The following is a 24080-nucleotide window of genomic DNA, read 5'->3' as shown; positions in this document are numbered from 1 at the left end:
GTCTGGGAAAAGTAAGGCGGAGCCTGCATCGTAGTTCATTGATGGATTTTCTACTTTACCAGCTAACTGTAAAATGATTTGAGGCAAAACCAATGTTTAAAAACTCTACCCTTTACACCCCTGAAACTACATTAATGCATATCCGAAATGATATGAGCATTTGCCAAAGCGATTATCCTATCGACTGGTATCAAGAAGATTTTATCCCTTATGCCCAGGAATACCAGGCATTGCCTGACCGCAAACTCACAACCGTTTTGGCGTGGATGACACCTTATCTCAAAAAAGCACAGGCTCATTTTGGAGATCGTTTACTCCTTTTGGCCCATTATTACATGGGAGGTGACATTGTCCGCTTGGTTGAACAATTTGGGGGACTCATTGGTGACTCCTATCAGTTGGCATTGATGGCAGCCGAGCATCCGGAAAAATCCGTTATCATTGAGTCTGCTGTGCATTTTATGGCTGAATCAATCAGTATCCTGGCTAATAAGAATCAACAAGTTTACATTACCAATCCCAAGTCTGGTTGCACCATGGAGATGCTCGCAAAAGATTTCATGGTTGAACCTGCTTTTCTTGATTTAAATGAGCGTTATGGCTCTGAAAATATTTTGCCTGTTTGTTATATGAATACTTCCGGCCGAGTCAAGGCACTTACTGGTGCCCAAGGCGGGGCTGTGTGTACCAGTTCAAATGTTAAAAAAATATTTCAATGGGCACTAAAACAAAATAAAAAAATTCTCTTCATCCCGGATCAACACATGGGAGAGAACGTAGCTTATTGGTTAGGCATAAAAAACCTTGCTTATTGGCCTGGGGGAACCGCAGGAGCACAATATTCACTTGCCAGTCAAGACTCGAAAACTCTGAAGCAATTTGATGATTCCCAACTTATTCTGTTTTCCAGCCAGTGTGCTGTCCATACCCATTATCAACCAGAAATGTGTGAGTATTGGCATACCCAGGGATACACCACTATTGTCCATCCTGAATGCCGCAACTCAGTAATCAAAGTAGCACAACACTCAGGTTCTACGGCCTTCATCTGGGATTATGTGGTTCATGACCGGGCGAAAACGAAACGTTATGCTGTGGGAACTGAAAATCATATGGTAGAAAATCTGAAACAGCATTGTAGGGGTTTAAATATAGAAGTAGTCAATTTGGCTGAAGCACCAAAAAAAGAAAATGAAAAAGGGATAGGCTGTGGTTGCGCGACCATGTCCCGCAATGATCCCCCTCACCTTGTCGCGCTGGTCGATTTATTACGCCAAGGAAAAAACATGTCTTATAATGAGGTTAACGCCGGAGATATGGTCAATGAATTTACCGGGAGCAGACATAGACTACCGGAAAATGATCAGCAATGGGTAATAGATAATGCTAAAAAATCCCTACAAATGATGATCGATATCACTGAAGACCGTATATAAACCCAATGTCGTGATGGGGGTAGCGGAACCGGCGTTTTTCCGATTCAATTTTCTGGTTCCGCTATCTGAGTTAATTACTAAACAAATGATTAATGACAAGTACAGCTTGGTGATTGAGTGCCGTCTTTACATGTCAGAAAACCAGTAGAGGCATTGCATTGACCTACCCCGCCATGCTTTGAACAGCATCCTTTATTTGTATCATGAGTCGTAACGCTTTTTGTAGTTGTAGTTGTTTTGGGTTTAGTGGTAGTTGATTTTACTCCCCACCCACTGCTTTTAGATTTGGTTGTAGTAGTACTTGTTGTGGGAGTGGTAGTTGTCGTTGTTTTTTTGATAGTAGTTGTTGTACTCTTTTCTTTTTTGCATTTACACGTAGGCGAAGCCGTGCCATCCTTACACATTTGATAGCCTGTGGTTTTGTTACAAGAGGCAACACCCCCATGTCCCGAACAACAAGCTGCATAGGCGCCAGCTATTGAACTACTCAATAAAAAAAGAATAGCGATAAATTGATTTACTCGGTTAAAAGCCCAACGATTTTTCATTTGAAACTCCATTTTCGTATATGACATTAGATAATATAGACCATAATAATGAAAGCAGCTTAAGAAGAATACTCTCCTATAAAGCGCTTGAATTATTGGCATTCAATCTAATTACCTTCTTTAAATCCAAAAAATCCTTTAATTTTCGCATAAAAGCCTTCAGCCTCTAGTTCGAGCTCTCGTAGAGTACTTATTTTCTGAACAATACCCATTTCTTCTTCATTAAGCTCAACACCTATTTTGCTTAAAGCTTGTTGAGGATCTGTCTTTAACTCATTAAAAAATTCAGGATCATTTTTTATAGCTTCAATTACCGCGATTATTTTGGGGCTTTGGTTAGTAAATGCATTCATGTCCATGAACATCACTCCTTTTTGTTTAAAAACCAGAGAAATTTATAGTAATTTTAGTACATTAATTAACCAATTGAATTTTCTAAGAGCTGCAACTTGTTTTCGCTTAACTCAAGCGGTGTGAAATTGGCATTGCTCTAATCCCTGGCTACAAACAAATCCATTCAATGTCTCAATCCAATTGTAATCAAGACGAGATGGAATTTTAGTAGGAACCTGCCACCAGATTGAATATTCCCCCCCTGAATTCCTGTAAGTACAAACCACCCCCTGCCCATAACCTGCAACTAATATATTTGCCCGCACAAAAAGCGTATTTTTATCTCCTTGAGGTCGATTGGGTGAGTAAGGATTCACAGTCCAGGGAGCTGGAGGCACACCCCATTTTAAGGAAGTAGTTTGGGGATCGGGACAATTGGTTGCATAAGCTGTTACCGTAAATTGTGCATAAATAGCACTAAAAATAATCCAACGATGAGTTCTCATAAAATTCTCTTTTATAATTAGCTATTTTTTAAATAATAATATACTCAAACCCATTGTGAGAATTTATTTCTTTGTTATAATGGCCGCTCAAATGCCTGGGTGGCGGAATTGGTAGACGCGCCGGATTCAAAATCCGGTGGTGGTGACACCGTGTGGGTTCGAGTCCCACCCTAGGTACCAAATTTCATTTTTTATTTTTTTTCTTTACAATTCATCAACTCTTCCACGCAGACTCGCTCAATTAAAATCATCCTGAAATAAACCAGTTTTTAAACTAAAAGATAAAATCCGCCTATACTATAGAAAGGCACAATAGAACTCCATAACTCAAGGAGTAATGATGTCATCTAAGTGGATTAAAAGTCATCTGACTTTGATAGCTGGACTAAGCTTACCTCTCCTACTCATTCTTGTTTTTGTGATCGCAAATCTCCCATTTTTTAAAACAGATCCTCCCCGCTATAATCTCCTCTTCTCCATTTTGGATTCATCCTCCTCACCCTTTCCCGTTCAAGTTAACTTTTTTGTTAAAAATGGTAGACTGGTAGCACAATATTCCAAAAATCAAAATAATTATTGGGGAATAAAAAAGCTTTATTTGTTTGATGCCAAAACTCAAAAGGTACGAGAGCTTCCTTTAGATTTTTCAGTCTTGAATAATAATGCCAATTTCAAAGAAGAAGTAGTCCAGGCAACCAAACAATTCAAATTGGATACGTCACTGGAATCCCCTGACGGTTATACACTATATACCGACAATGATAATTTAAATACAGGACTCCTCTCGGATCTGTTCCTGGGAAGTAATTATAGAAATAATTCAATATGTCTCAAAAAAAATTCAACCTGCATTAAACTGCCCAACCTGGGAACCGGACGTTATTTTAACGCAAGTAATGTTCAATTTATCGGTTGGGTTAAACCATGAATAAAGAAGAAGCGTTACAAAAAATTATTGAGCTCGCTAAAAACCATCAAATTGATATTCGGGAAATTTCTCAGGCCTTGAGGCCAACAGAAGCTGTGCCGCCCCTTGAAGATTCGAGCTGGGTAAATAAATTATACAGCTATATAGGAGGGATACTCATCTTTGCCGGAATTTGTGCATTAATTGTCATGAAATGGCAAGACTTTAATCTTTATGAACGAGTTACTTTAACGCTTGGATTTGGTTTTTCCTCCTTTTTATTGGCCTTTGCATGTTTAAAATACTCCAGTTATCAAAAAGCCTCTACACCTCTTTTATTGATTGCTCTTTTTCTTGAACCAACAGGACTTATCATTTTATTACAAGAATATAATTTAATGCTGCCAATAGGATGGATATTAATCATCGCAATCATCTACTTTGCCCATCAACGACTTGCAATTACATCAGATAAACCGTTAATCCTTGCAATTTCTACTATTGTGTTTGCATGGATTCTATTTGCTTATACCAGTGGCAACAGCCGCATTATTTTAAATTTGGGTTTTGGGTTTATCATTTTCCTTTTAGGTCTTTATCATCAGGGAAAGCAACATAAACTTACTACTCCTTTATTCCTTGTTGCCGCGCTTCTTGAAGCAGGGGGACTACTGACTCTTTTCTCTCTTTATACTTCAATTCTAATGCCAACCTGGGGAGTACTCTTAACCAGCCTTATTCTTTTTATCCAATTTGGAATTGCCTTTATTTCCACCCGAATGACTGTATTGGCATTCATCACTTTAATATTTCTTTACTCATTTTTTCTTGCAGATTTCGAATTGGCGGGAGTGCCTGAACGTTTAAAATGGTTTATTCTCAGCAGCTCTCTACTTGCTATCAGCTCGTATATAAACCATTCAAAATATAAAAGTATCGCCGGCCTTCTTTTTTTCATTTCTTCACTAGCACTGCTTTTAGTATTCTTTGATATGGTGAGAAACAAACCTTATGAATTACTTTATTTGGTAGTAGGATGTAGTCTGGTTTTCATGGCGATTATTGAAAGCAGCCGGATTTTACTCATCAACGCAAGCATCGCCACTTTGTGTTTTATCCTATATTACTCAAGCCAGCATTTCCCCCACACTGTGGGTTGGCCAATAACCTTGATTATCATTGGATTACTTCTGGTGGGGGTCAGTGGAATTGTCATCAAATTAAATAAAAAATATATGTAGCTTATTGCCTTATAGGATTGAGCTCACCCTCTTTTTCTATTTCATGACTTTCTGGTTGATGTTCTTTCGTTTGCTCTTTGATCATCATTAAAAAGGGAATGAAGGCCAAAGCAAACAAAATTGACAGCTCATACAAACCTACCCAGCCTATTGCTGTTTGAATCATTGCCGCAACCGGCCCTGAGAGAATGCGAGGCAAGGTGGAAAGAGCCACAAGCATCGAAAATTGAGTTCCAGTAAACTGTTTGTCGACCAGGCGCATAAATAAAGCAACCAATGCTGTAGATCCCATTCCTGCGGCAAAATTATCAAAAAATACTGCGACAGCCAATAAGATAATATTTTTTCCTGCCATTGCTAAAATGACAAAGAGAATATTGGTTAAAGCTTGTAGTAAACCAAATAAAAGTAAGGAGCGATACAACGAATAGTGCATCAATAAAAATCCTGCGCACACCCCCCCAAGCAAAATGGATCCGACTCCAAGCATTTTATTGATGTAACCAATGGTTTCCAAAGAAAAACCAAGCCCTTGAATTAAAAAAGGCATGACAATACCACTGGTTGTCGTCGTAAATGCCTCCCCTAATTTATAACAAAAAATAAACAGTAAGAGTGGAACAATTCCTCGGCGAAATAATAATTCCTTAATCGGGGCGATAAACGATAAAGCAAAATTGCTTTTGTCTTTGATTTCGATACTCGGCTCTTCGCTAAAGAAAACAGCAAACATGCCTGTAATCATCATGAGTCCCATAAAACGATAGGTAAAGGCCCAACCTAATTTTTGTGCCATAACCAGAGCCAAACCGCCTGACAACAATAAGGCGATACGGTACCCCAGTACAGCTAATGAAGCTCCCAGTGCATGCTCACTAATTGGTAAGTACTCTGCCCTATGGGCATCAATTGCTATATCTTGAGTGGCAGAAAAACACGCCAAAATTAATGCTAATAACGCCATGAGTTTTGGATATTGCTCAGGAGTAAACCAGGCCATCAGGTTAAATCCCAGCAGCAATAGACATTGCATGCTCAATATCCAACTACGTCTTTTACCCAGACTAAAAAGTGAATAGCGATCCAGGATGGGGCCCCAAAAAATACGATATGCATAGGGCAGGCTAATTAAACTTAAAGTTCCGGTAGCAATAATCGACATTCCGCTGGATGCAAACCATGCCTGCAAGGTACTACTGATTAATGCCATGGGCAAACCAGAAGCAAACCCTAAAATGAAAACAATAAATAGACGTTTATTCATTTTCGGAGCTCTCAAAGGCGGGGTTCGTAAACGAATACCTCACTCCAGCTGGGAGTGAGGTATATGAAGGAGGGAGTTTCCCTTCTCATTGATTAGGCTGAGGCTTTTTTCACGGAAATCAAATGAATTTTGAAAATCAAAGTTTCATTTGGACCGATAGGACCACCTACGCTACGGGGACCATATGCCAGGTTTGAAGGCACATAAATTTCCCAGGTAGAACCAGCAGGCATTAATTGTAAAGCTTCAGTCCAACCAGGAATCACTTGAGATACCTGGAAAGTAGCAGGTTTACCTGCTTTCTCAGTGCTATCAAATACAGTTCCATCAATTAAAGTACCTGTATATTCTACAGTTACTGTGTCAGATTTACCTGGCTTAGCGCCTGAACCTGCTTCGATGACTTTGTATTGCAAGCCACTTGGCAGTACAACCACACCAGATTTTGATTTGTTACTTGATAAGAACGCTTCGCCTTTTGCTTTATTCTCTTCAGCTTTCTTGTTGAATTCAGCACTACGTTTTGCCATCAAATCTTTCTGGAATTTATTCAGAACATCTTTCATTTGTTGTTCAGTCAAAATCAATTGGGCACCAGACATTCCATCTTGCATCCCTTTAGCTAATGCTTCCGGATTAATATCAATACCTTGATTTTTGAAGTTTTTTCCTAAATCAGCACCAATACTGTAAGATAATTTATCTTTATCCGTAACAAGCGATGTAGCATCAGTAGCAGCCATTGCAGTAGACATTGCCAGCCCCATAATGGCTGCAGTGACCAATTTCATCTTCATAAAGAATCCCCTTGTAGTCTTTCTGTTGTGCATATCTTTCTTATTGCTTCAGAAAGATATTGTATTCTAAAAAGCAACCTAATTCTGCCTAAATTCACATGAAATTACCAGCATTTAAACAGGATAAATTGTAATAATCTTATAAAGTTATTTCCATTAGGGATCTGCTTAAATGCAGCGTATATAATGAGGGAGTAACAATATGACGCTGGGTGCCGAATAAAAAGTCAATATGTTCACTATAATTAAAATAGACAAATAAATAAGATCCCTCTACACTTTGCACTAATTGTAACTAGAGATTAACCCACATGAACATCAGTGTATTTGATTTATTTTCTATTGGAATCGGGCCTTCCAGCTCACATACCGTAGGTCCCATGCTCGCTGCAAACTCTTTTTTAAATTTACTTGAGGAAAAGCAACTCATAAATCAGGTACAACGAGTTAAAACCGAGCTCTATGGTTCACTTGCCTTAACAGGTAAAGGTCATGGGACAGATAAAGCAATTTTAAATGGCCTTGAAAACAAGGCTCCTGAGACTGTAGCACCTGAGTCCATGGTACCGCGCATGCACGAAATCCTTTCTTCGCATACCTTGAATTTGGCAGGCAAGAAAACGATTAACTTTAATGAATCGACCGATTTCCTTTTTTTACAAAAGGAACTTTTACCGCTGCATTCCAATGGAATGCGTTTTTCTGCTTTTGATAATCAGGACAATTTATTAATTGCACAAGTTTATTATTCCATTGGTGGTGGTTTTATTACTACTGAAGAAGATTTTTCAAAAACTGCTGAAGAATCAAACCCGCCTCCATTTCCTTTTTCAACAGCAACCCAACTTCTGGAGTTATGCGAAGAAAATAACTTTAGTATCGCAGAATTAATGCTCATTAATGAAAAAACCTGGCGCAGTACAGAAGAAATCCATCATGGGATTTTAGCCATTGCCAAAGTGATGGATGAATGTATTACTAATGGATGCAAGCATGACGGTATTTTACCCGGCGGCCTTAATTTAAAAAGACGCGCTCCTGATTTATATAAAAAATTAATGAATGAAAAAGGCGTAAAAAGCATTTTCGAGCAATCCGATATCATGAACTGGTTAAATCTCTATGCGATGGCAGTCAATGAAGAAAATGCCGCAGGGGGACGTATTGTTACTGCACCCACTAATGGGGCTGCCGGCATAATTCCTGCTGTACTTAAATATTGCCAACATGCACATGATAAAATGAGTAATGAAGATATATATACTTATTTTCTTACTGCTGCGGCTATTGGCATCCTTTATAAAAAAGGCGCCTCTATTTCGGGTGCCGAAGTAGGATGCCAGGGGGAAGTTGGTGTTGCCTCCTCCATGGCGGCAGCAGGACTTACAGCCGTTCTTGGCGGTACTGTAGCGCAAGTAGAAAATGCGGCAGAAATTGCGATGGAACATCATTTGGGTATGACGTGCGACCCAGTTTTGGGATTAGTGCAAATTCCCTGTATTGAACGTAATGCCATGGGTGCAGTAAAAGCTGTCAATGCAACACGGATGGCTCTAATTGGCGATGGCCAACATCAAATTTCTCTGGATAAAGTGATTAAAACGATGAAGCAAACCGGGATGGACATGCAAAGCATCTATAAAGAAACATCTATGGGTGGACTGGCAGTTAATTTACCCGAGTGCTAGAGGGTGGTTGGAACCTGGATTATTAATTTTGAGTTTTTCATAATCAAGTTTTCCAGACTGAATTAACGATGAATGTGTACTGCTTTATAAAAGGATTGGATATCTTCCCCTCTACTAGAGGAAGATATCTCACTTCCAATCCACTTCAACTTCTCCGGTTGTTTATTCACTCTAACATTTCTATACTGAACGAAATCCGTTTTATTCGAGACAGAGAATAATCTCTTTTTAATTGATTGCCATGCAGTTTCACACCCATACTTACACTCTTATGTTTTGACAGCTCTGCATCACGGAGTTTTTTCAGCTCAGGAATAAAATGTTTTTGCCTAGGGGGCTGACCGGTAAAGAACTGGCTGCAGTATAAAATCATATATTGCATCAAGTTCCTCCCCCCTGGTAACAAGAGAGCAAAGATTGCTAATTTGTCCATAAGATCAACGATTTCCTCTTTTTTATCTTCTGTAGGCGAGCGTCTAATAAGTCGGAGAGTATTTCTCCTTATTTAATAACATGGACAGAATATTCGGTTATAAAATAGGCACATCTACGCTTTTAAGTTGCACTGTATCTGTAAGTATATTTTTCCGATTTTCGTTTAAGACAAGCAATAATTTAATGTTGGAAGAGTTTTCATAAATTGAATTAAAATCTGTTTCTATTAATTTAAATAAGAGTAAAAAATAAAACAAATTTTAATTGAGAAAACAAAATATATTTTTTATCTTCAATTTGAATAAATCTTGAATTTTTTGTTCCTTCATGTACTATTGCGTTTTTTTAAAAACCAGAGGTATAAGAATAATGAAAATAAAAGGCCAACAATGGATGAATGAAGAAGGAGAGCTTAATCTTGTTTCAAAAACTCAAAAAGAGTTAGCAAAAAACTCTGAGTCAATAAAAGTGTTATTGCAATTTCACTTATTCAAACAGAATGGCTTAACCCAAAATGCACAGCAGATTAGAAAAAATGTAAATCTTGCCATGGATATTGCCTATGAGCGCGATGCTGGAATCGCTCAAAACGAGCGATGGGATACTCCATCCAATTTTGGAATATAATAAATTCATCAATGATGCAACACAGAGATAAATAAGTTCTGAGTGAATCCCCTCTCCTGTTAACAGGAGAGGTTGCCACCAAACACTTCATGCACGCAGCATATAAAATTTCAAGCAAAGTTAATGAAATCCCAGGTATCATTGGCTTCTTGAGAAAAAAATAAATCACTCATTGCATAACCTGCAACCGCTGCAAGAGTATCATCAAAGTAAATCAAGGGAGTTTGCTCTCTTATCCAGGGAGGAATCCCCCACTCCTGGAATAATTTTTTTAATTGTTTTGTTTGTCCACGCCACACAATTTTTTCACCCCCTACCCGGAAACGGACATATATTTTTGTGCCGGGGGGAATGAGCAAACCTGGATTATGTTTTTTTGCCTGTAAATGAATTCCTGCATCAATAATGATTAAAGGGGAAGGAAATGCACCCCATTCGAGGCTAGGGGGTAACTTATTTTTATTTTTTCTCACTAAATATAAATGATCCTGGTAACGACGTACGGTTACATCTCCCCAACTCACTTGCGGAATTGCGTCCGAGCGTGCAAAGATCATTTCATCGATTAAGCGTTCAAAAGTAACGGTAGAAGGCAATTGCACCCGATTATTTTTCAACCACATCCTGAGCACATTCGCCATACGATCACGATTGAGCTCTTTTAAGGGCGTTATTAATAAAGAGTTCTGGGTCAGGGAATTTGGATTTTCTGGTGCTAGCGCATCTTGTGCCGCCAATACATCCAGATTTCTTTTGGCCTGCTGACAGTGAAGTGCAGTTCTTGCTATATTCCCTGCTACTCCGGTCCATTTTCTTTTCAACAAAGGGATAATTTGGTGGCGCAGGTAATTACGGGAATAATTGACGTCCTGATTGCTTTCATCTTCAATCCAACTTATTTGATGCTGTACCGCATAGTGTTCCAATTGCTCACGAGAGTGGCTTAAAAATGGCCGGGCAATTTCCCCTGGGCCGAATGCACTCAATTCAGACATGGCAGCTAACCCATCAACGCCGGCACCCCGAAATAGTTGTAAAAGAACTGTTTCTGCCTGATCATCCATGTGGTGTCCTAAAAGCAAGCAATCTTGTTCCTTCATCAAAGAAGAAAAAAAATCATAGCGGGCAATACGCGCCCCCTCTTCAATGTTGGCTGACCGCTCAAATTCTACCGAGTGGGCAATTAAAGGAATATTTAACAGGTCGCAAACTTGTTGGCAGTGTTGTTGCCAAAGAGATGCACGGGCACTAATTCCATGATTCACATGCACAGCAACTATTTTTGCGAACAAGGCGGGATGGCAAGCAAGAACATGCAAAAGCACAGTTGAATCAAGCCCACCACTAAACCCCACAAATAATTTACTAAAATGACTTAGGCGAGAAAACCACTCAGTACTCAATAAAGGTTTAATCGGTTGCTCCCATAGCCATGAATTTCCCATATCTGTTTTCGACAAGTTGTTCTAAAGGTAATTTCTTTAAAGTGCGTAATTCACTAACCAGAATATCCTTTAACCGGGCAGCCATTTCATCGACGTTACGATGCGCTCCACCCAATGGTTCGGGTACTACCATGTCGATTAGTTTATTTTCCAATATCTTATCTGCAGTAATTCTCATTGCCCGGGCAGCTTCACTTGCTTTGGATGCATCCTTCCATAAAATGGACGCACAACCTTCTGGGGAAATTACTGAATAAATTCCAAATTGCAGCATCAACACCCGATCACCAACACCGATTGCCAATGCCCCTCCAGAACCTGCTTCCCCAGTTACAACACAGATAATTGGAGTTTTAAGGCGTGACATCACAAAAAGGTTACGGGCAATTGCTTCAGATTGATTGCGTTCTTCAGCACCAATCCCGGGATATGCACCCGCGGTATCAATAAAAGTGAATACAGGTAATTTAAATTTTTCCGCCATATTCATCAATCGTAAGGCTTTTCGATACTCTTCCGGTCGGGCCATTCCAAAATTACGGTAAACTTTTTCTTTGGTACGTTTACCTTTTTGATGGCCAAGAACCATAACGGGCTCGCCATTTAGACGTGCCAGACCACCAATAATTGCAGGAGCTGAAGAGCAGCTTCTGTCTCCATGCAATTCTTGGAAATCAGTAAAAATACGCTCAATGTAATCGGTAGTTTGCGGCCTTAATGGATGCCTTGCCATTTGGGCTATTTGCCAGGGCTCCAAATTTGAAAAAACTTGTGCGGTTAAATCGGAGCACTTAGCTTGCAGTCGTGCTATTTCATCACTTAAGTTCACTTCGTTATCATGTCCTAACATGCGAAGTGCTTCAATTTTTTGATTCAACTCTTCAATTGGTTGCTCAAAATCCAAAAATTGTCGGCTCATTGAATACTCTTTGGTGAATTAAAAATCATGGTATATGATAACCTTAACAGACAATTGATGCCAGATTCAAAATAAGCATATGATCATTACCGGATTTAACCCTTTAAATACACAAAACTGCATCTTAAATGAAGCTCGAATTGATCTTTGGCAATTTTCTTTAGCGCATGAATTAAAAAATGCCTATGACTTATTAAATTCAGAAGAACAAGCACGTGCGGAACGATTCTATTTCAGTAAACACAAGCGTCGTTTTTCAACTGCCAGAGCCACTTTGAGAATTATATTATCCAATTACCTGAATACTCCTCCCGAGCAGCTGGAATTTACTTATAATGCTCATGGGAAACCAGAGGTCATCAACGCAGCAAAATTGCAATTTAATATAAGCCACACCGGTGATTTAGCTTTGCTCGCCGTTGGCAAAGGCTTTCCTTTAGGTGTGGATATTGAAAAATTTTCTGCTCGACCCTATGCAGGTATTGCTGAAAATTTATTTTCCGAAAAAGAGTATGAAGAATTTATGAAAGTACCACCGGCTTTAAAACCTGCGGTTTTTTTCCATGTTTGGGCACAAAAAGAAGCTTTTATTAAAGCCTGTGGCTTGGGGCTTTCTTACCCTACCAAGCTTTTTAGTGTCCCAATCTCTATACCTACGAAACTGCTGGTGAATGATCCTTTACATAATATGACCTGGCAATTGCGCTCATTTATGCCCCAAGTAGCCTGCAGCGGCGCTTTATGCCATCATCCCATGATAAGAGAAATCAGACATGGATTTATTCATTTGCAGCAAAATGCCAGCTTAATTTTTTAGGTTTTGATAACGATGTCTTTTACTCCCTCACAACTTGCATTATTAAAATTGCTGGGTGATGGTAATTGCCATAGTGGTTCTGAATTGGGGGCAGCTCTTGGGATTACCCGCTCAGCGATCTGGAAACAAATTAATCATTTAATTGAGTCTGGAATTCCTATAAAGCGTATAAGCCACCAAGGTTACCAACTTCCTAATCCTTTAGTTTTATTGGATAAAGAAAAAATTATTGGGAATCTGGGATTAGCACAAAGATTGAATCCATTCAACCTGCATCTATTTACCACCATTGATTCAACGAATCGTTATCTTAAAGAGCTACCGCTCTCAAATTCTGTTGAGATTTGCTGTGCTGAAATTCAAACTCAAGGGAGGGGTAGATTTGGAAGACACTGGCACTCGCCTTTTGGTGAAAATATATATTGCTCGAGCCGCTGGACCCTCAACTATGATCTCACCAAACTTTCCGGATTAAGTTTGGTGACCAGTTTGGCCATTTTAACCACCCTGAATGAATTTAATATATCGTCTAATATAAAAATCAAATGGCCAAATGACATTTTATGGAATGATAAAAAATTATGCGGCAGTTTGATAGAAATATTGGCTGAATCTAATGGCACCATTCAAATTATTATAGGGATTGGTTTAAACGTAAACACTGACACGCGCAATACCCCTCTTCCGGATAAACCCTGGTGTTCTTTATATGAAATAACCCAACACCACTTTGATCGTAATTTACTTATAGCAAAACTGATTGTTAATTTAGAACGTTATTTAACCCGCTTTATTGACCATGAATTAAACTGTTTTATGGAGGAATGGAACCAGTATGATTATTTATTTGGGAAAAAAATTAGTGTAACCCAATCTGCAAATACGCTTTCCGGAATTGCTTGTGGAATTAATGCATCAGGACAATTAATATTGCAGGATGAGTCAGGGAGAAAACATTTTCTCTCGTCTGGAGATACTTCACTTCAGGAAAAATTATAAAAAATTTACAAATAATACGGGATTAGATAATGGAAGTTCGTCCCGAGCATTGTTAAGTGCTCGGAACTGGATGAGCTGCGAGGAAATCGATTTATACTGCTTCTTCAGATTCGTCTGATTGTTTTTCTTGTTGAATGCGTAAATAAATTTCTTCACGATGGACAGAAACATCTTTGGGTGCATTAATGCCGAGACGGACTTGGTTACCCTTCACGCCTAACACGGTAATATTAACATCATCACCAATAATTAAAGTTTCACCAATACGTCGAGTTAAAATTAACATAAAAAATCTCCCTAACAAAAGCAGCTATCTCTTTCCTCCACAGAACGCTTCCATGGTATTCTTGATAGCCAAAAAACGACTATAACCTAATTATATTTGTTATTCGAATTTAATTTTACACTGTGATTATTAACGGAGTATTAAGAAAATAGTTAAATGTTCTCTTTTTGTGAGAAAAAAACTATTTTTTCATAAAATTAAACTGACATTGACTTGGGATACATTGGAAATTTTTTTTCTATCAAATAATAAATGACCAACATAAGACCGATTTGAATCCATAAAACTCCAAAGGTAATATTTTGTTCCTGAATTAATAATACCAATATCAAAAAGAACAGATTCAGAACTATTTGTCCCAATAAAATCATGGTAACCCCAGTTCCGGATTTTCTCAAGCGTTGATAAGCATGTTTTCTATGAGGTGCGGACCAGTTTTCTTTATTAATCATTCTGCGGACTAAAGTAATGGTGGAATCAAAAAGAAATAAACCGTTCAACATAAACCAGTAAAAAATAGGAATTTGGAATTTTTGTTGGGCTATTAAAGCGATACAAAAAGAAATTAACCCTAAACTTGCACTTCCCACATCCCCCATGAACAATTTGGCGGGAGGGAAATTAAAAAATAAAAATCCTAACAGGCTAAAAATAAGGATAAAACAAAAGCTTTGATAAAATGGCGCATTCATTATGCCGAAAAGAAGTGCATAAGCACTAAATAAAAAAATGGATTGGGCTGCACAAAAACCATCAATACCGTCCATAAAATTAAAATGGTTAATAGCCCAAATGACCGCAAAAAATATAAAAGGAATAATAAGAAAAGCATAATTAATTGTAACGATTCCAAAATCCAATTGTTCCGGTCGCATTACAAGAGCAATTAATAAAGCAATACCACTTTGGGTAAAAAATCTCGGTTTGACAGACAAGTTATATAAATCATCAAGAAAACTGACTGATGCAAGAAAGAAAATGCAAAGAATAAAAACCAACTGCCCCCAAATTGACGTATCGGTCATATAGCAAAGAAGGGGTAACCCCAGCAAAGCCAATCCAATAAATACAACCCCACCGCCTCGGATGGTTGGTGTGGAATGCATTGAGCGATCATTCGGTTTATCCATAAGACGGGTATCCTGAGCAAGAATACAGAATACTTTAGTCAGTATGACTGAACATGTTAAAAAAAGGAAACTAAGAGTTAAATTCACTTTGATACCACTCAACAGTTTTTTTCAATCCTTCATCCGAACTATAAGGAGGAATCCAGCCTAATTCTGATTTTATCTTCCTGTTATTTATTTCTAATGATGAGAGTAATCTATTACTGAAGTTTCTCATACCCAAAAGTTGAAAAACTTTCTCCATTAACCGCGCAGGCACAGGAATTAAACGAACCTTAATATTCATTTTCTGCGCAATCAGACGCATTAATGAAGGCAAGGAAAATGCATCATCATCGGCAATCAAATATGTTTGATTTACAGCTGAAGGATGGGTAACCAACAGACACAATGCCGAGACCAAATTGTCAATAAAAATAAAATGACGCTTGTTCTGTATACTGGCGAAGGGTAAAGGAACTTGCTTTTTAACTAAATGTAACATTTTTAAAAAGTTAGCTTTTACTTCGGGTCCATAAACTAATGGGGGTCTAAGAATAACAACTTCCATGGAGGAATTTTGACTTATTGATTGTAAATATTGCTCAGCATACAGCTTGCTGCGTCCATAAGGATCCTCGGGCTGAGCTTGATTTTCCTCGGAAAAAGCGAATCCTTGTACTGTAAATTCCCCATTTACTTTAATTGAACTTAAAAAGATAAAGCGTTTAACCCCATGTTTTACGGCTTGCTCAGCAAAATTTTTTGTTGCCTCACTATTCACTCTATAATATTCATTGGTGTCTGCTTCATTTTTTTCCTTCATTACATGAACTCTTGCTGCCAGATGAATAATTACATCGATTCCCTCAAGTGCTTCACTCCAATCAGTCTCTGGTTCTATTTTACCTATCTTAACTTGGTCGGTATTGAGCCAATCAGCTTTTTGAGATACGGCACATCGAACTTCATGACCTGCAGTAATAAGGGCTGGTACTAATTTTCTTCCAATGAATCCGGTGGCACCAGTAACTAATATCTTAGACATAATAATTCCTGACGAATCAAACGCATTTGCATCATTATCCAATGTGGCGAACACTATATACTACTACATTAAAAGTTGACAATAAAATGGGTAAGAAAATATTTCCTTTGTCAACAGTCGCAAATTTCGTTAATTTAAGGATATACTTACCAAACCTTATTAAACCGGAATTTTTGCATGTCCTTAAAGGCCATGTACAACGACATCGCTGAAAATTATGCAACGGCCAATCGTTTTGGAGCGATTAGCCAAAGCCACCAAGTAGCCATCGAACAAATGAAGCGCTTTTATTTAGGCATGAAACCTCATTATAAAGTTCTTGATTTGGGGGTTGGTGATGGTGCATTTTTGAAAAAATTACAGCAAATAATGCCACAAGCAGAATTTACCGGGATTGATGTTTCTTCTGAGATGTTAAAGCGCGCTCGCGAAACCCTGCCAGTAATTACCATTGAAGGCAGTGCGGCACAAGCAAGTAAATTTTTACCCCCCCATAGTCAGGATTTAATTCTGGCTCATTTTATTAATGCATATATTCCCATTAAAGTATTATTTCATGAGGCTAAATTGCTGACCCGGGCGAATGGCCATTTTTCAATGATCACCACCACATATGATTCGTTTCCAGTAGCCCAACAGCGCCTTGCTGAATTTATTACCGGGGATTCCATCTTAAGCAGTGTTGTGGGGCATTATTATAAATCCATTGTAAAAAATACCACAGTGGCTGCTAATAACAATGAATTGATGCAGGCATTTCAGGATCATCAATTTGAAGTTATTGCGCATCAACGCTTGGAAATACCCATTACCCTAAATACAATTGATGAACTGGCTCTGTTTGGCATTGAAGGCACTTGGTTTCTTAATACTTTATCCATTAGGATGCTCCCCAAAATATTTTTAATTCAAAGACTTAAAAGACTTTTTGGAAAAATATTCACTTTTCCTTATCATGATACTCACATAATAGATGTCGTTCTTGCCAGAAAGTGATAATCTGATAATTATCTTTCGATGATGAGGTAAGAACAATGATTTCTCAAGAAGTGAAAAATTATTTACCTGAATTGGCGCTAAGACAAAAACAAGCCAGTAACATCATATATATTACCTTCTGGAGTCAATTTTCCGTATACGCACTTAATACGATAATGGTTTTATTTTTGACTCGCCCTGTATGGTCGCAAGGTTTAGGATACAGCCAAGCAAAAGCCTATGCATTTATTGGGGTCGCGCATGCAACAGGGTATCTCATGCCGATGCTCGGTGGCTTTATGGCAGATACGGTCGTTGGCATCAGGCGGGCAATCCTACTAGGCAGTGTCATGTTGGCCATGGCCTATTTGCTCATAATGATCAGTGGATATACGGTAAACACGTTGGGAGATACTTTTTTTATTGCTGCCTATGCATTAATTCCCGCTACCAACTCACTATTAATGGGTACCTCTTCGAGTATGGTATCGCATATTTATTCCGATGATGCAGTGAAAGCGAAATCGGCCATGACTTACTACTACATCGCTATTAATGTGGGAGCATTATTGGCTACTTTGATAGCACCCTTACTTCTTGAAAGCCGTTATGGACCCCTTTCTATTTTAACTTTGGCTTTTGTGGGCAAGTCTATTGCTGCTTTAAATTTTGCAAGGCGCTATTCGATTTATGAAAATGTTATTTGGGGTAAAGATCTCTCCTCTTTTTCCAAACCAGGTATTTTTCGGTTAATCGGCTACATCATACTTATTTATACCCTGACATTATTTGCTTATTCATATGTCTATATTGCAAGCACAATTATAGCCTCAGGTTGTGGGATAGGGATCGCCTGGTTTTTGAAAAAAACTCTCGCCCTTAAAGGAATCACGCGAGAAAAACAAATGATTGCTTTGCTACTCATCATTGAAGCAGTCGTGTTTTTTGTAATTTATAACCAGATGAACAGCACATTAATTTTATTTGCCGAAAATAATTCTGATCATAATTTATTTGGTTTGACTGTTTCCCCCGCCCACTATCAAATACTCAATCCATTACTTATCCTGGCTATTGGGAGTCAACTGCCGCGTTTTTACAAATTTTTTCCTCACTTCACCATCCCCTATCAATTTGCCGCAGGTACCGCACTTGCAGGAGTAGCCCTTCTGGTCATGGCATTTGCTGCATCGACTACTGATACTGGAATAATTAATGGCAATTATATTGCTTTAACCTATATACTCATTTCAATTGCGGAACTATGGGTTAGCGCCATTGGCCTTAGTATGGTCGGCCTGTATTGTGATAAAAACTCCATCGCTTTTGCTATGGGAGTATGGTATCTGGCCAGTTCCCTAGCCCACGCCATTTCAGGGAGAATAGCTGGCTGGGTTGCCATTCCCAACACAATTCATTCGGCCATAGACAGTCTCCCCTACTATGAAGATTATTATTTAGTCCTGGGTATTACCGCAATGATACTAGGGATCATCATGTATTTTTTCGCTTATATTTTGCAAAAAACAATGAGAAAAAGGGGCGTTATTTTAGGCTGATCGATTAATTTTCTTATTACAAGAATAATTATTACGCGCATAATAGTGTACCCTTCTCCGAGCTTTAAAAAATAGTGCTTGATTGAGCTTTCTATAATTCGTACTATGTTTTTTTTTGTTCACTATGCATGATTATATGAAAATATTCTTTAAAAATATTACAATCCAGGGTAACCCTTTAGTTTGGAAATTGGATGAAAAAACCAATCAAGCCACTTGCTTGATGTACTGTGTAAAGACAGATCACTCCCGAGTGGAACCGCATATAACTCCGGAGATGTTTAAGGATTTTCCTGACATTATTTTTGAGGATGGAAAATTTATTATTAAAGATGTCCGCAACTTTAATAGTCCCTACCAAAGCATTGAGCACCTTGAGGAAATTAGGAAAAAAATTGCTCAACCGGGAAGTGCAATGCTTAGGCAACAGAGCTCTTTTTTTCAAAATAGAAAAGATAAAGCCTATGAGGGCACTACTTCCACTTCAAATCGAGATGTGGGTCGTAGACGCAGTGTATCCAGCACCAGCCTTCCCCTTTACTCCCGCATCATTTTGGATGAATTAATCAAAAATGATCCCTCAAGCTCAAGTCTATGGGGGGACACCGTTGCCTATGAAAGTTATTTTGAGCAAAAAACAAGTAAAGATGCAAAATCACGCAGAGCAATTTTTTTAAAGTCTGTATTTTCTTTCAATGTCATGGTGCAGTATGAAAAAAATCTTCACCTCTATCCTTTAAAATCAAAGCTCATTAAACAAATCAGAGAATTGTTGGATTTACTTGATCCAATTTATATGAATTGGTGTAACCAAAATATGGATTCCAGCAGAGAGGCGGTTTATCGCTATTTCCAAAATGCAGTTTTAGAAGCCATGCTGAATGGTAAATTCAATAACAAAGCAACTGAATTTGAAACACCCGAGTTAGCAAAATTTAATCCTTCCCTCAAAAAATATGCAATAGAAAAAGCACGAGCTCTCCGCGCAGAGTTAATGTTAATGAAATTTAATATATTAATTTCTGACGAATTGCCCCTGGAACTTGCTCTTGATGAAAAAGAAGTAAAAAATGCCCATTCTGAAATGACTTCATTTCGTACTCTTGTCCTTAAACAGCCAGCAGAAACAGTTGAACATATTAAGCAAGTGCTAAAGAAAATGGCTGATCTGATTATTGAGTCTGGAATCCGGGAAGAGTCTAACCAACAACTGACTACCCAGCTTAATAATGAATTAAGGAGCCAAGCATCTGTAATCATGGATTTCCACTCCTTTCAAGCCCTGTTAACCGTTCAATTGGCAAAGCAATTAAGTGACAATAAAAAAGAGCTTCTCCCGGATATTGTCGCCAAAGTTGCGAAAGAAGTCATAATTAAAATAAACAGAACATTTAAAATGGAGCATGGCCAATATATTGCACCTTTGTCTGATATAGTGGATAAGGATTTTTATTTATGCAAAGAATGGGCGGAAGAATTAGCTGTTAAGTTAGCAGAAATCAAATTAAAACATCCTAAAGAAGAGAAGAAAGTACTTGCCTATGCTGATGCAGTAGCCGATAAAGTAGTGAGCTACATCCAGAACCAGTTAAATGACCTCGTTCCCACTCACGGTAGAGCTCGAGCTGTTGATTCAGGTCCTTTGTCTCTTATGTAGAACCTGCACGTTCCCGGGAAAAGGAATTCCCGGGTTTATTGCCTGGCAGGGAATGTTAATTATCTAATCCCAAATTGTCTTGTTTAAAAATACGGTCAGCACGGTAACTGGAACGGACCAAAGGCCCGGAAGCTACTTCAAAAAAACCTTTCTTCAACCCAATCCTTCTTAACTTCGCAAAGGTTTCAGGGGTCACATAACGGGCGATAGGTAAATGGTTTTTTGTGGGTTGTAAATATTGTCCCAAAGTAAGAATATCTACATTATGGGCTCGCAAATCATCCATTGTTTGAATAATTTCTTCATCTGTTTCACCCAAACCCAACATCAGACTGGTTTTTGTCAATACATCGGGTCTGTAACGTTTAGCAAATGCGAGTACATTTAGGGTCTGCGCATATCCTGCTCGATTATCCCGTACGGGATGGGTCAAACGCTCCACAGTCTCTACATTTTGTGCAAACACGTCAACTCCACTATCTAGTAAAATTGCAACATCCCTTTCTACACCTTGAAAATCAGGGGTTAGTGCTTCCACTTTAGTTTTTGGGGAACGTTGTTTAATTGCACGTATTGTGCGTGCATAATGGTTTGCACCACCATCAGGTAAGTCATCCCGGTTAACTGAGGTTAAAACCACATAGTCCAGATTCATCAATGCTACCGTATTTGCTGTATTCTCTGGCTCTTGGGCATCTAACCACCCATGCGGGTTACCCGTATCTACAGAGCAAAAACGACATGCACGCGTGCAAACTGCCCCCATTAACATAATTGTTGCCGTACCATGAGACCAACACTCGGATATATTAGGACATTTAGCCTCTTCGCATACTGTAGACAGGCGGTGTTTCTGTACTTGCTCTTTTACGTGGTGGTATTCGGGAGTGGTATGATTTACCACACGCAGCCATTTAGGCTTAGGTAAACGCTCATAAGCATCTTCTGTTGCTTTAACACCATCCTTTATTGCTGTTATGCCATGAGATGTTTTATATTTTTTTCCGCTCTCTACAACAACGGGAATATTAATGAGCTTACTCATGTTACCACCTAAAAACCAAGAAGAGATGATAATCCCAAATCATCAAAACAAGATCAAGTCAATTTTAAAAAGTAACCGCAAACCATCAGTATAAATAAAGTTACCATGGATAGACCGAGGTATGACAATACAAATGGATAAGCGATCAAACTTCCAGCAATCGCAATAAGAAACAACAATCCCATATTGGCAAATTTTGGCTTTAAGGCAGCAAAACGCTTTGTTTTTAACAAAGCAAAATAAACCAATAAAATCAGGATTAAAGGAAGAATATACACTCCCTGATAAAGTAATTGATACATACTTGCTTGCCCATTGTTTAAATGCTGGTCAGTTAACCATTGCTGGAACACAGTTGACCAGTTCATCACACAAGTTTGCTGATAGATGGTGACAAGCAAACCTAAGAAAAATGCAAGGGAAAAATATAAAGCCTGAGAAAAACGGTTTTTAAAATATTGAATTACAAAATAAAGAGTTATTAAACCTGATAAGGCAGCGGGAATACGTAACCAAGGCAGCAATTCAAAAAATGCATTGGGATAAGCTTGTTGAAAGTAATGGATTATTGCCACTGAAAAAATAAACAGCGACCCTGCAATAATTTGATTTTTCTTCTGGGTTTCAATAAAAAGAAAAGCTAAAAATCCTGCCAGGCAAAAGAATGCACAAGGACTAAAGGAGTCCATAAAAGCTATAGTCGTTGTAAAATACAAGCGGGATGGCTTCTCTACCAAGCCGGTAATAAATTGATTTGCATTGGCCAAATGCCTCAATGTTTCCTCAGTTGCCTGGGTTAATTTGCCATTTTTTTCAATCTGCTGTTTGCAATAATTCAGGGCATTTAATAAGTCTTTACCCGTCGTTTCTGCTGAAGAAAAGCCCACCCAACGCGAATTACAGAAATAGATTGAGGGAACACCAAAATCATCCATTTGTTGTTCGTTTAATATTTGATAGAAACGGGTCAATGCATTTTTATCCTGATTAATATAAAAACGTTGCACATGAAAATCAGGATGTTTGGACTCTAGATCATGAAAAAAAGCATCTGCTTTTTGACAATGGGTGCATGTAGATGACAAAAACATTTCAATATTGATAATGATCCTGTTATCTGTACCTTTGGAATACCATCTGGGAGATAGCTCCGTAGCCCACCCAAAGTTATGGCATATTAAAAAAATTAAAAGCAATCGGAAGATTGTTTTCATATCAGGATATCGATGCATTAAAAATGATACTATATCACTCTAAAAAATGTTCTGCTAATAAGTATGGATGTAATTTTCTAATTGCTCAATAACTCTTGCCTTGTCTTCCAGTAGATGATAAAGCACGTCACCTATTGATAAAATGGCAATAAGGTCATCATTTTCATCACGAACCAGCACATGTCTTCTTTTTGTTGCGGTCATAGCCTGCATCGCTTTTTCTACAACATCATTGGAGTAGAGGATCGTTACGTCCTTATTAACCACATCACCAACTTTTGCTGTTTCCAGATCAATGCATTTGTGTAAGCAGGAGCGAACTATATCTCGCTCACTCACTATACCTACCAACTGGTTTTCATTGTCCATTACAACCAATGCACCGATATCATATTCCGTCATCATATCGATACTTTTTTTTACAGGATCATCTGGACGGATAGAGATAATATTACGTCTTGGCATTGGCAGAGCATTATGAATAAGGTCAGCCATTTTATTCTCCATTTGAACATACTTAACCTATTCTATAAATATAGTACAAATGGAGAACATGTAAGCTAGGGGCGGATAATTATATTGTTTTCTACTGCGCGCACCCCTGGAACCTGGCGGGCAATTTGTTCTGCAACATCACTTTGACGAATTTTCTTAACATATCCTGTAAGAATTACCACATCTTGTCTGGTCTGAACATGTACGTTGGCAATGACTGGATCGTCATTACGCATTAAAGCTTCTTGTACTGTTTGTGATAAATTTGCGCTTGGAGCCATGGAGGGAGTAAAGGGTGCAAATAACGTGGAGGTAGCCTGATTAGACTGACAACCCGTTAATGAAAAAAGAAAGAAAACAACCAGGGTATTAAGTAAGTACTTTTGCATAAAGGTCTCCAATATCGATTCAAATCAAAACAGCATACTTGGTGTAATTATTTCTTTCATGCTGCAGCTCTGGGCCAAGATAGACCTGGAGCATGGCAAAACACACAAGTTAAAATGAATAGTATGTACTTTAACTGATTAATATACAAATAAATATCCAAGAGGCTATACTATTTTATAAGAATAATGGCTGATAAAATTAAATCACTATCAAACTGGCGATGTGAATTCAAAGAAAATAAGTCATCAGATACAAGCAAAGTAAAAATGTGCCCCAAAAAGGCCTTACCCATTAGGAATTTAACCGATATATAGATAATTCTCTTTGCATCAATTTT

25 protein-coding genes and 1 tRNA gene are annotated in these 24080 nt (G+C 38.3%); 11 read left to right on the top strand and 15 right to left on the bottom strand.

The genetic code is table 11. The annotated features are described in order from the left end of the window. Positions 1-92: 92 nt before the first annotated feature. A complete protein-coding gene (nadA, locus tag KYQ_RS02350; RefSeq protein ID WP_010654154.1) occupies positions 93-1436 on the top strand; it encodes a quinolinate synthase NadA in 1344 nt (447 codons plus the stop codon). An 89-nt stretch (positions 1437-1525) separates the two neighbouring features. Here the strand turns inward: nadA and KYQ_RS19270 are convergent, their stop codons facing one another. The 3 genes from KYQ_RS19270 to KYQ_RS02335 form a co-directional block, all read right to left on the bottom strand. Next, positions 1526-1984 carry a hypothetical protein gene (locus tag KYQ_RS19270; RefSeq protein ID WP_172461315.1) on the bottom strand — a complete coding sequence of 153 codons (459 nt, stop codon included), beginning with the start codon at positions 1982-1984 and terminating at the stop codon, positions 1526-1528. 107 nt (positions 1985-2091) lie between these two features. Beyond that, positions 2092-2343 carry a hypothetical protein gene (locus tag KYQ_RS02340; protein WP_010654156.1) on the bottom strand — a complete coding sequence of 84 codons (252 nt, stop codon included), beginning with the start codon at positions 2341-2343 and terminating at the stop codon, positions 2092-2094. Positions 2344-2448: 105 nt separating this feature from the next. Next, positions 2449-2823, bottom strand: a complete 375-nt coding sequence (locus tag KYQ_RS02335; RefSeq protein WP_010654157.1) for a DUF3757 domain-containing protein — start codon at positions 2821-2823, stop codon at positions 2449-2451. Between the two features lie 93 nt (positions 2824-2916). Here KYQ_RS02335 and KYQ_RS02330 point away from each other — a divergent pair. The 3 genes from KYQ_RS02330 (at position 2917) to KYQ_RS02320 (ending at position 4971) form a co-directional block, all read left to right on the top strand. Next, positions 2917-3003: transfer RNA gene (locus KYQ_RS02330), tRNA-Leu, on the top strand. A 157-nt stretch (positions 3004-3160) separates the two neighbouring features. After that, positions 3161-3751 carry a hypothetical protein gene (locus KYQ_RS02325; protein ID WP_231294593.1) on the top strand — a complete coding sequence of 197 codons (591 nt, stop codon included), beginning with the start codon at positions 3161-3163 and terminating at the stop codon, positions 3749-3751. Then, complete coding sequence (locus KYQ_RS02320; protein WP_010654159.1) at positions 3748-4971, top strand: hypothetical protein; 1224 nt, start codon at positions 3748-3750, stop codon at positions 4969-4971. The genes KYQ_RS02325 and KYQ_RS02320 overlap by 4 nt, the downstream gene beginning before the upstream one ends. Before the next feature lies 1 nt (position 4972). Here KYQ_RS02320 and KYQ_RS02315 read toward each other — a convergent pair whose 3' ends face one another. Next, on the bottom strand, positions 4973-6235 hold the full coding sequence (locus tag KYQ_RS02315) for an AmpG family muropeptide MFS transporter (protein ID WP_010654160.1): 1263 nt from the start codon (positions 6233-6235) through the stop codon (positions 4973-4975). A 92-nt stretch (positions 6236-6327) separates the two neighbouring features. Continuing rightward, positions 6328-7032, bottom strand: coding sequence for a BamJ family beta-barrel-assembly machinery protein (gene bamJ, locus KYQ_RS02310; RefSeq protein WP_010654161.1), 705 nt, complete (start codon positions 7030-7032; stop codon positions 6328-6330). Between the two features lie 311 nt (positions 7033-7343). Between bamJ and KYQ_RS02305 the strand changes: the two genes are divergently transcribed. After that, entirely contained in the window at positions 7344-8720 is a 1377-nt protein-coding gene (locus KYQ_RS02305; protein WP_010654162.1) for an L-serine ammonia-lyase, read from the top strand. A 166-nt stretch (positions 8721-8886) separates the two neighbouring features. Here the strand turns inward: KYQ_RS02305 and KYQ_RS02300 are convergent, their stop codons facing one another. After that, a complete protein-coding gene (locus tag KYQ_RS02300; RefSeq protein ID WP_010654163.1) occupies positions 8887-9153 on the bottom strand; it encodes a hypothetical protein in 267 nt (88 codons plus the stop codon). 371 nt (positions 9154-9524) lie between these two features. Here KYQ_RS02300 and KYQ_RS02295 point away from each other — a divergent pair, with 371 nt between their 5' ends. Continuing rightward, a complete protein-coding gene (locus tag KYQ_RS02295) occupies positions 9525-9782 on the top strand; it encodes a hypothetical protein (RefSeq protein WP_010654164.1) in 258 nt (85 codons plus the stop codon). Positions 9783-9892: 110 nt separating this feature from the next. On the opposite strand, the gene tilS is transcribed toward KYQ_RS02295, so the two are convergent. Further along, positions 9893-11227 carry a tRNA lysidine(34) synthetase TilS gene (tilS, locus tag KYQ_RS02290; protein WP_019349598.1) on the bottom strand — a complete coding sequence of 445 codons (1335 nt, stop codon included), beginning with the start codon at positions 11225-11227 and terminating at the stop codon, positions 9893-9895. Then, entirely contained in the window at positions 11193-12146 is a 954-nt protein-coding gene (locus KYQ_RS02285; protein ID WP_010654166.1) for an acetyl-CoA carboxylase carboxyltransferase subunit alpha, read from the bottom strand. The genes tilS and KYQ_RS02285 overlap by 35 nt, the downstream gene beginning before the upstream one ends. A 79-nt stretch (positions 12147-12225) precedes the next feature. On the opposite strand from KYQ_RS02285, the gene KYQ_RS02280 reads away from it, so the two are divergent. Both KYQ_RS02280 and birA read left to right on the top strand, forming a co-directional pair. After that, positions 12226-12963: a 4'-phosphopantetheinyl transferase family protein gene (locus tag KYQ_RS02280; protein ID WP_010654167.1), complete on the top strand. Its 738-nt coding sequence runs from the start codon at positions 12226-12228 to the stop codon at positions 12961-12963. A gap of 12 nt (positions 12964-12975) precedes the next feature. Next, positions 12976-13962 carry a bifunctional biotin--[acetyl-CoA-carboxylase] ligase/biotin operon repressor BirA gene (birA, locus tag KYQ_RS02275; protein WP_010654168.1) on the top strand — a complete coding sequence of 329 codons (987 nt, stop codon included), beginning with the start codon at positions 12976-12978 and terminating at the stop codon, positions 13960-13962. 91 nt (positions 13963-14053) lie between these two features. Here birA and csrA read toward each other — a convergent pair whose 3' ends face one another. From csrA to KYQ_RS02260, 3 genes are all read right to left on the bottom strand, one after another. After that, positions 14054-14248 carry a carbon storage regulator CsrA gene (gene csrA / locus KYQ_RS02270; RefSeq protein WP_010654169.1) on the bottom strand — a complete coding sequence of 65 codons (195 nt, stop codon included), beginning with the start codon at positions 14246-14248 and terminating at the stop codon, positions 14054-14056. A 197-nt stretch (positions 14249-14445) separates the two neighbouring features. Beyond that, entirely contained in the window at positions 14446-15465 is a 1020-nt protein-coding gene (locus KYQ_RS02265; protein WP_029488962.1) for an MraY family glycosyltransferase, read from the bottom strand. Further along, positions 15449-16405, bottom strand: coding sequence for a UDP-glucose 4-epimerase family protein (locus KYQ_RS02260; protein WP_019349597.1), 957 nt, complete (start codon positions 16403-16405; stop codon positions 15449-15451). The genes KYQ_RS02265 and KYQ_RS02260 overlap by 17 nt, the downstream gene beginning before the upstream one ends. Before the next feature lie 177 nt (positions 16406-16582). On the opposite strand from KYQ_RS02260, the gene KYQ_RS02255 reads away from it, so the two are divergent. The 3 genes from KYQ_RS02255 (at position 16583) to KYQ_RS02245 (ending at position 20599) form a co-directional block, all read left to right on the top strand. Beyond that, complete coding sequence (locus tag KYQ_RS02255) at positions 16583-17401, top strand: class I SAM-dependent methyltransferase (protein WP_010654173.1); 819 nt, start codon at positions 16583-16585, stop codon at positions 17399-17401. A 38-nt stretch (positions 17402-17439) separates the two neighbouring features. Next, a complete protein-coding gene (locus tag KYQ_RS02250; RefSeq protein WP_019349596.1) occupies positions 17440-18942 on the top strand; it encodes a peptide MFS transporter in 1503 nt (500 codons plus the stop codon). A gap of 136 nt (positions 18943-19078) precedes the next feature. Further along, positions 19079-20599 (top strand): hypothetical protein, encoded by a 1521-nt coding sequence (locus KYQ_RS02245; RefSeq protein WP_019349595.1) that lies wholly within the window; start codon positions 19079-19081, stop codon positions 20597-20599. A 55-nt stretch (positions 20600-20654) separates the two neighbouring features. Here KYQ_RS02245 and lipA read toward each other — a convergent pair whose 3' ends face one another. The 4 genes from lipA to KYQ_RS02225 form a co-directional block, all read right to left on the bottom strand. Then, positions 20655-21644: a lipoyl synthase gene (lipA, locus tag KYQ_RS02240; RefSeq protein ID WP_010654176.1), complete on the bottom strand. Its 990-nt coding sequence runs from the start codon at positions 21642-21644 to the stop codon at positions 20655-20657. 53 nt (positions 21645-21697) lie between these two features. Continuing rightward, entirely contained in the window at positions 21698-22735 is a 1038-nt protein-coding gene (locus KYQ_RS02235) for a hypothetical protein (RefSeq protein WP_231294592.1), read from the bottom strand. Positions 22736-22912: 177 nt separating this feature from the next. Then, positions 22913-23353 carry a CBS domain-containing protein gene (locus KYQ_RS02230; RefSeq protein ID WP_010654178.1) on the bottom strand — a complete coding sequence of 147 codons (441 nt, stop codon included), beginning with the start codon at positions 23351-23353 and terminating at the stop codon, positions 22913-22915. A gap of 65 nt (positions 23354-23418) precedes the next feature. Then, the gene (locus KYQ_RS02225; RefSeq protein ID WP_010654179.1) at positions 23419-23742 is read right to left on the bottom strand and encodes a BON domain-containing protein; all 324 of its coding nucleotides are present in this window, start codon (positions 23740-23742) and stop codon (positions 23419-23421) included. Positions 23743-24080: the final 338 nt, after the last annotated feature.

The sequence above is a fragment of the Fluoribacter dumoffii NY 23 genome (assembly GCF_000236165.1).
In the GTDB taxonomy this organism is placed as follows: Bacteria; Pseudomonadota; Gammaproteobacteria; order Legionellales; family Legionellaceae; genus Legionella; species Legionella dumoffii.
The sequence above is the reverse complement of the archived record's forward strand: the minus strand, read 5'-3'. Positions and strand labels throughout refer to the sequence as shown.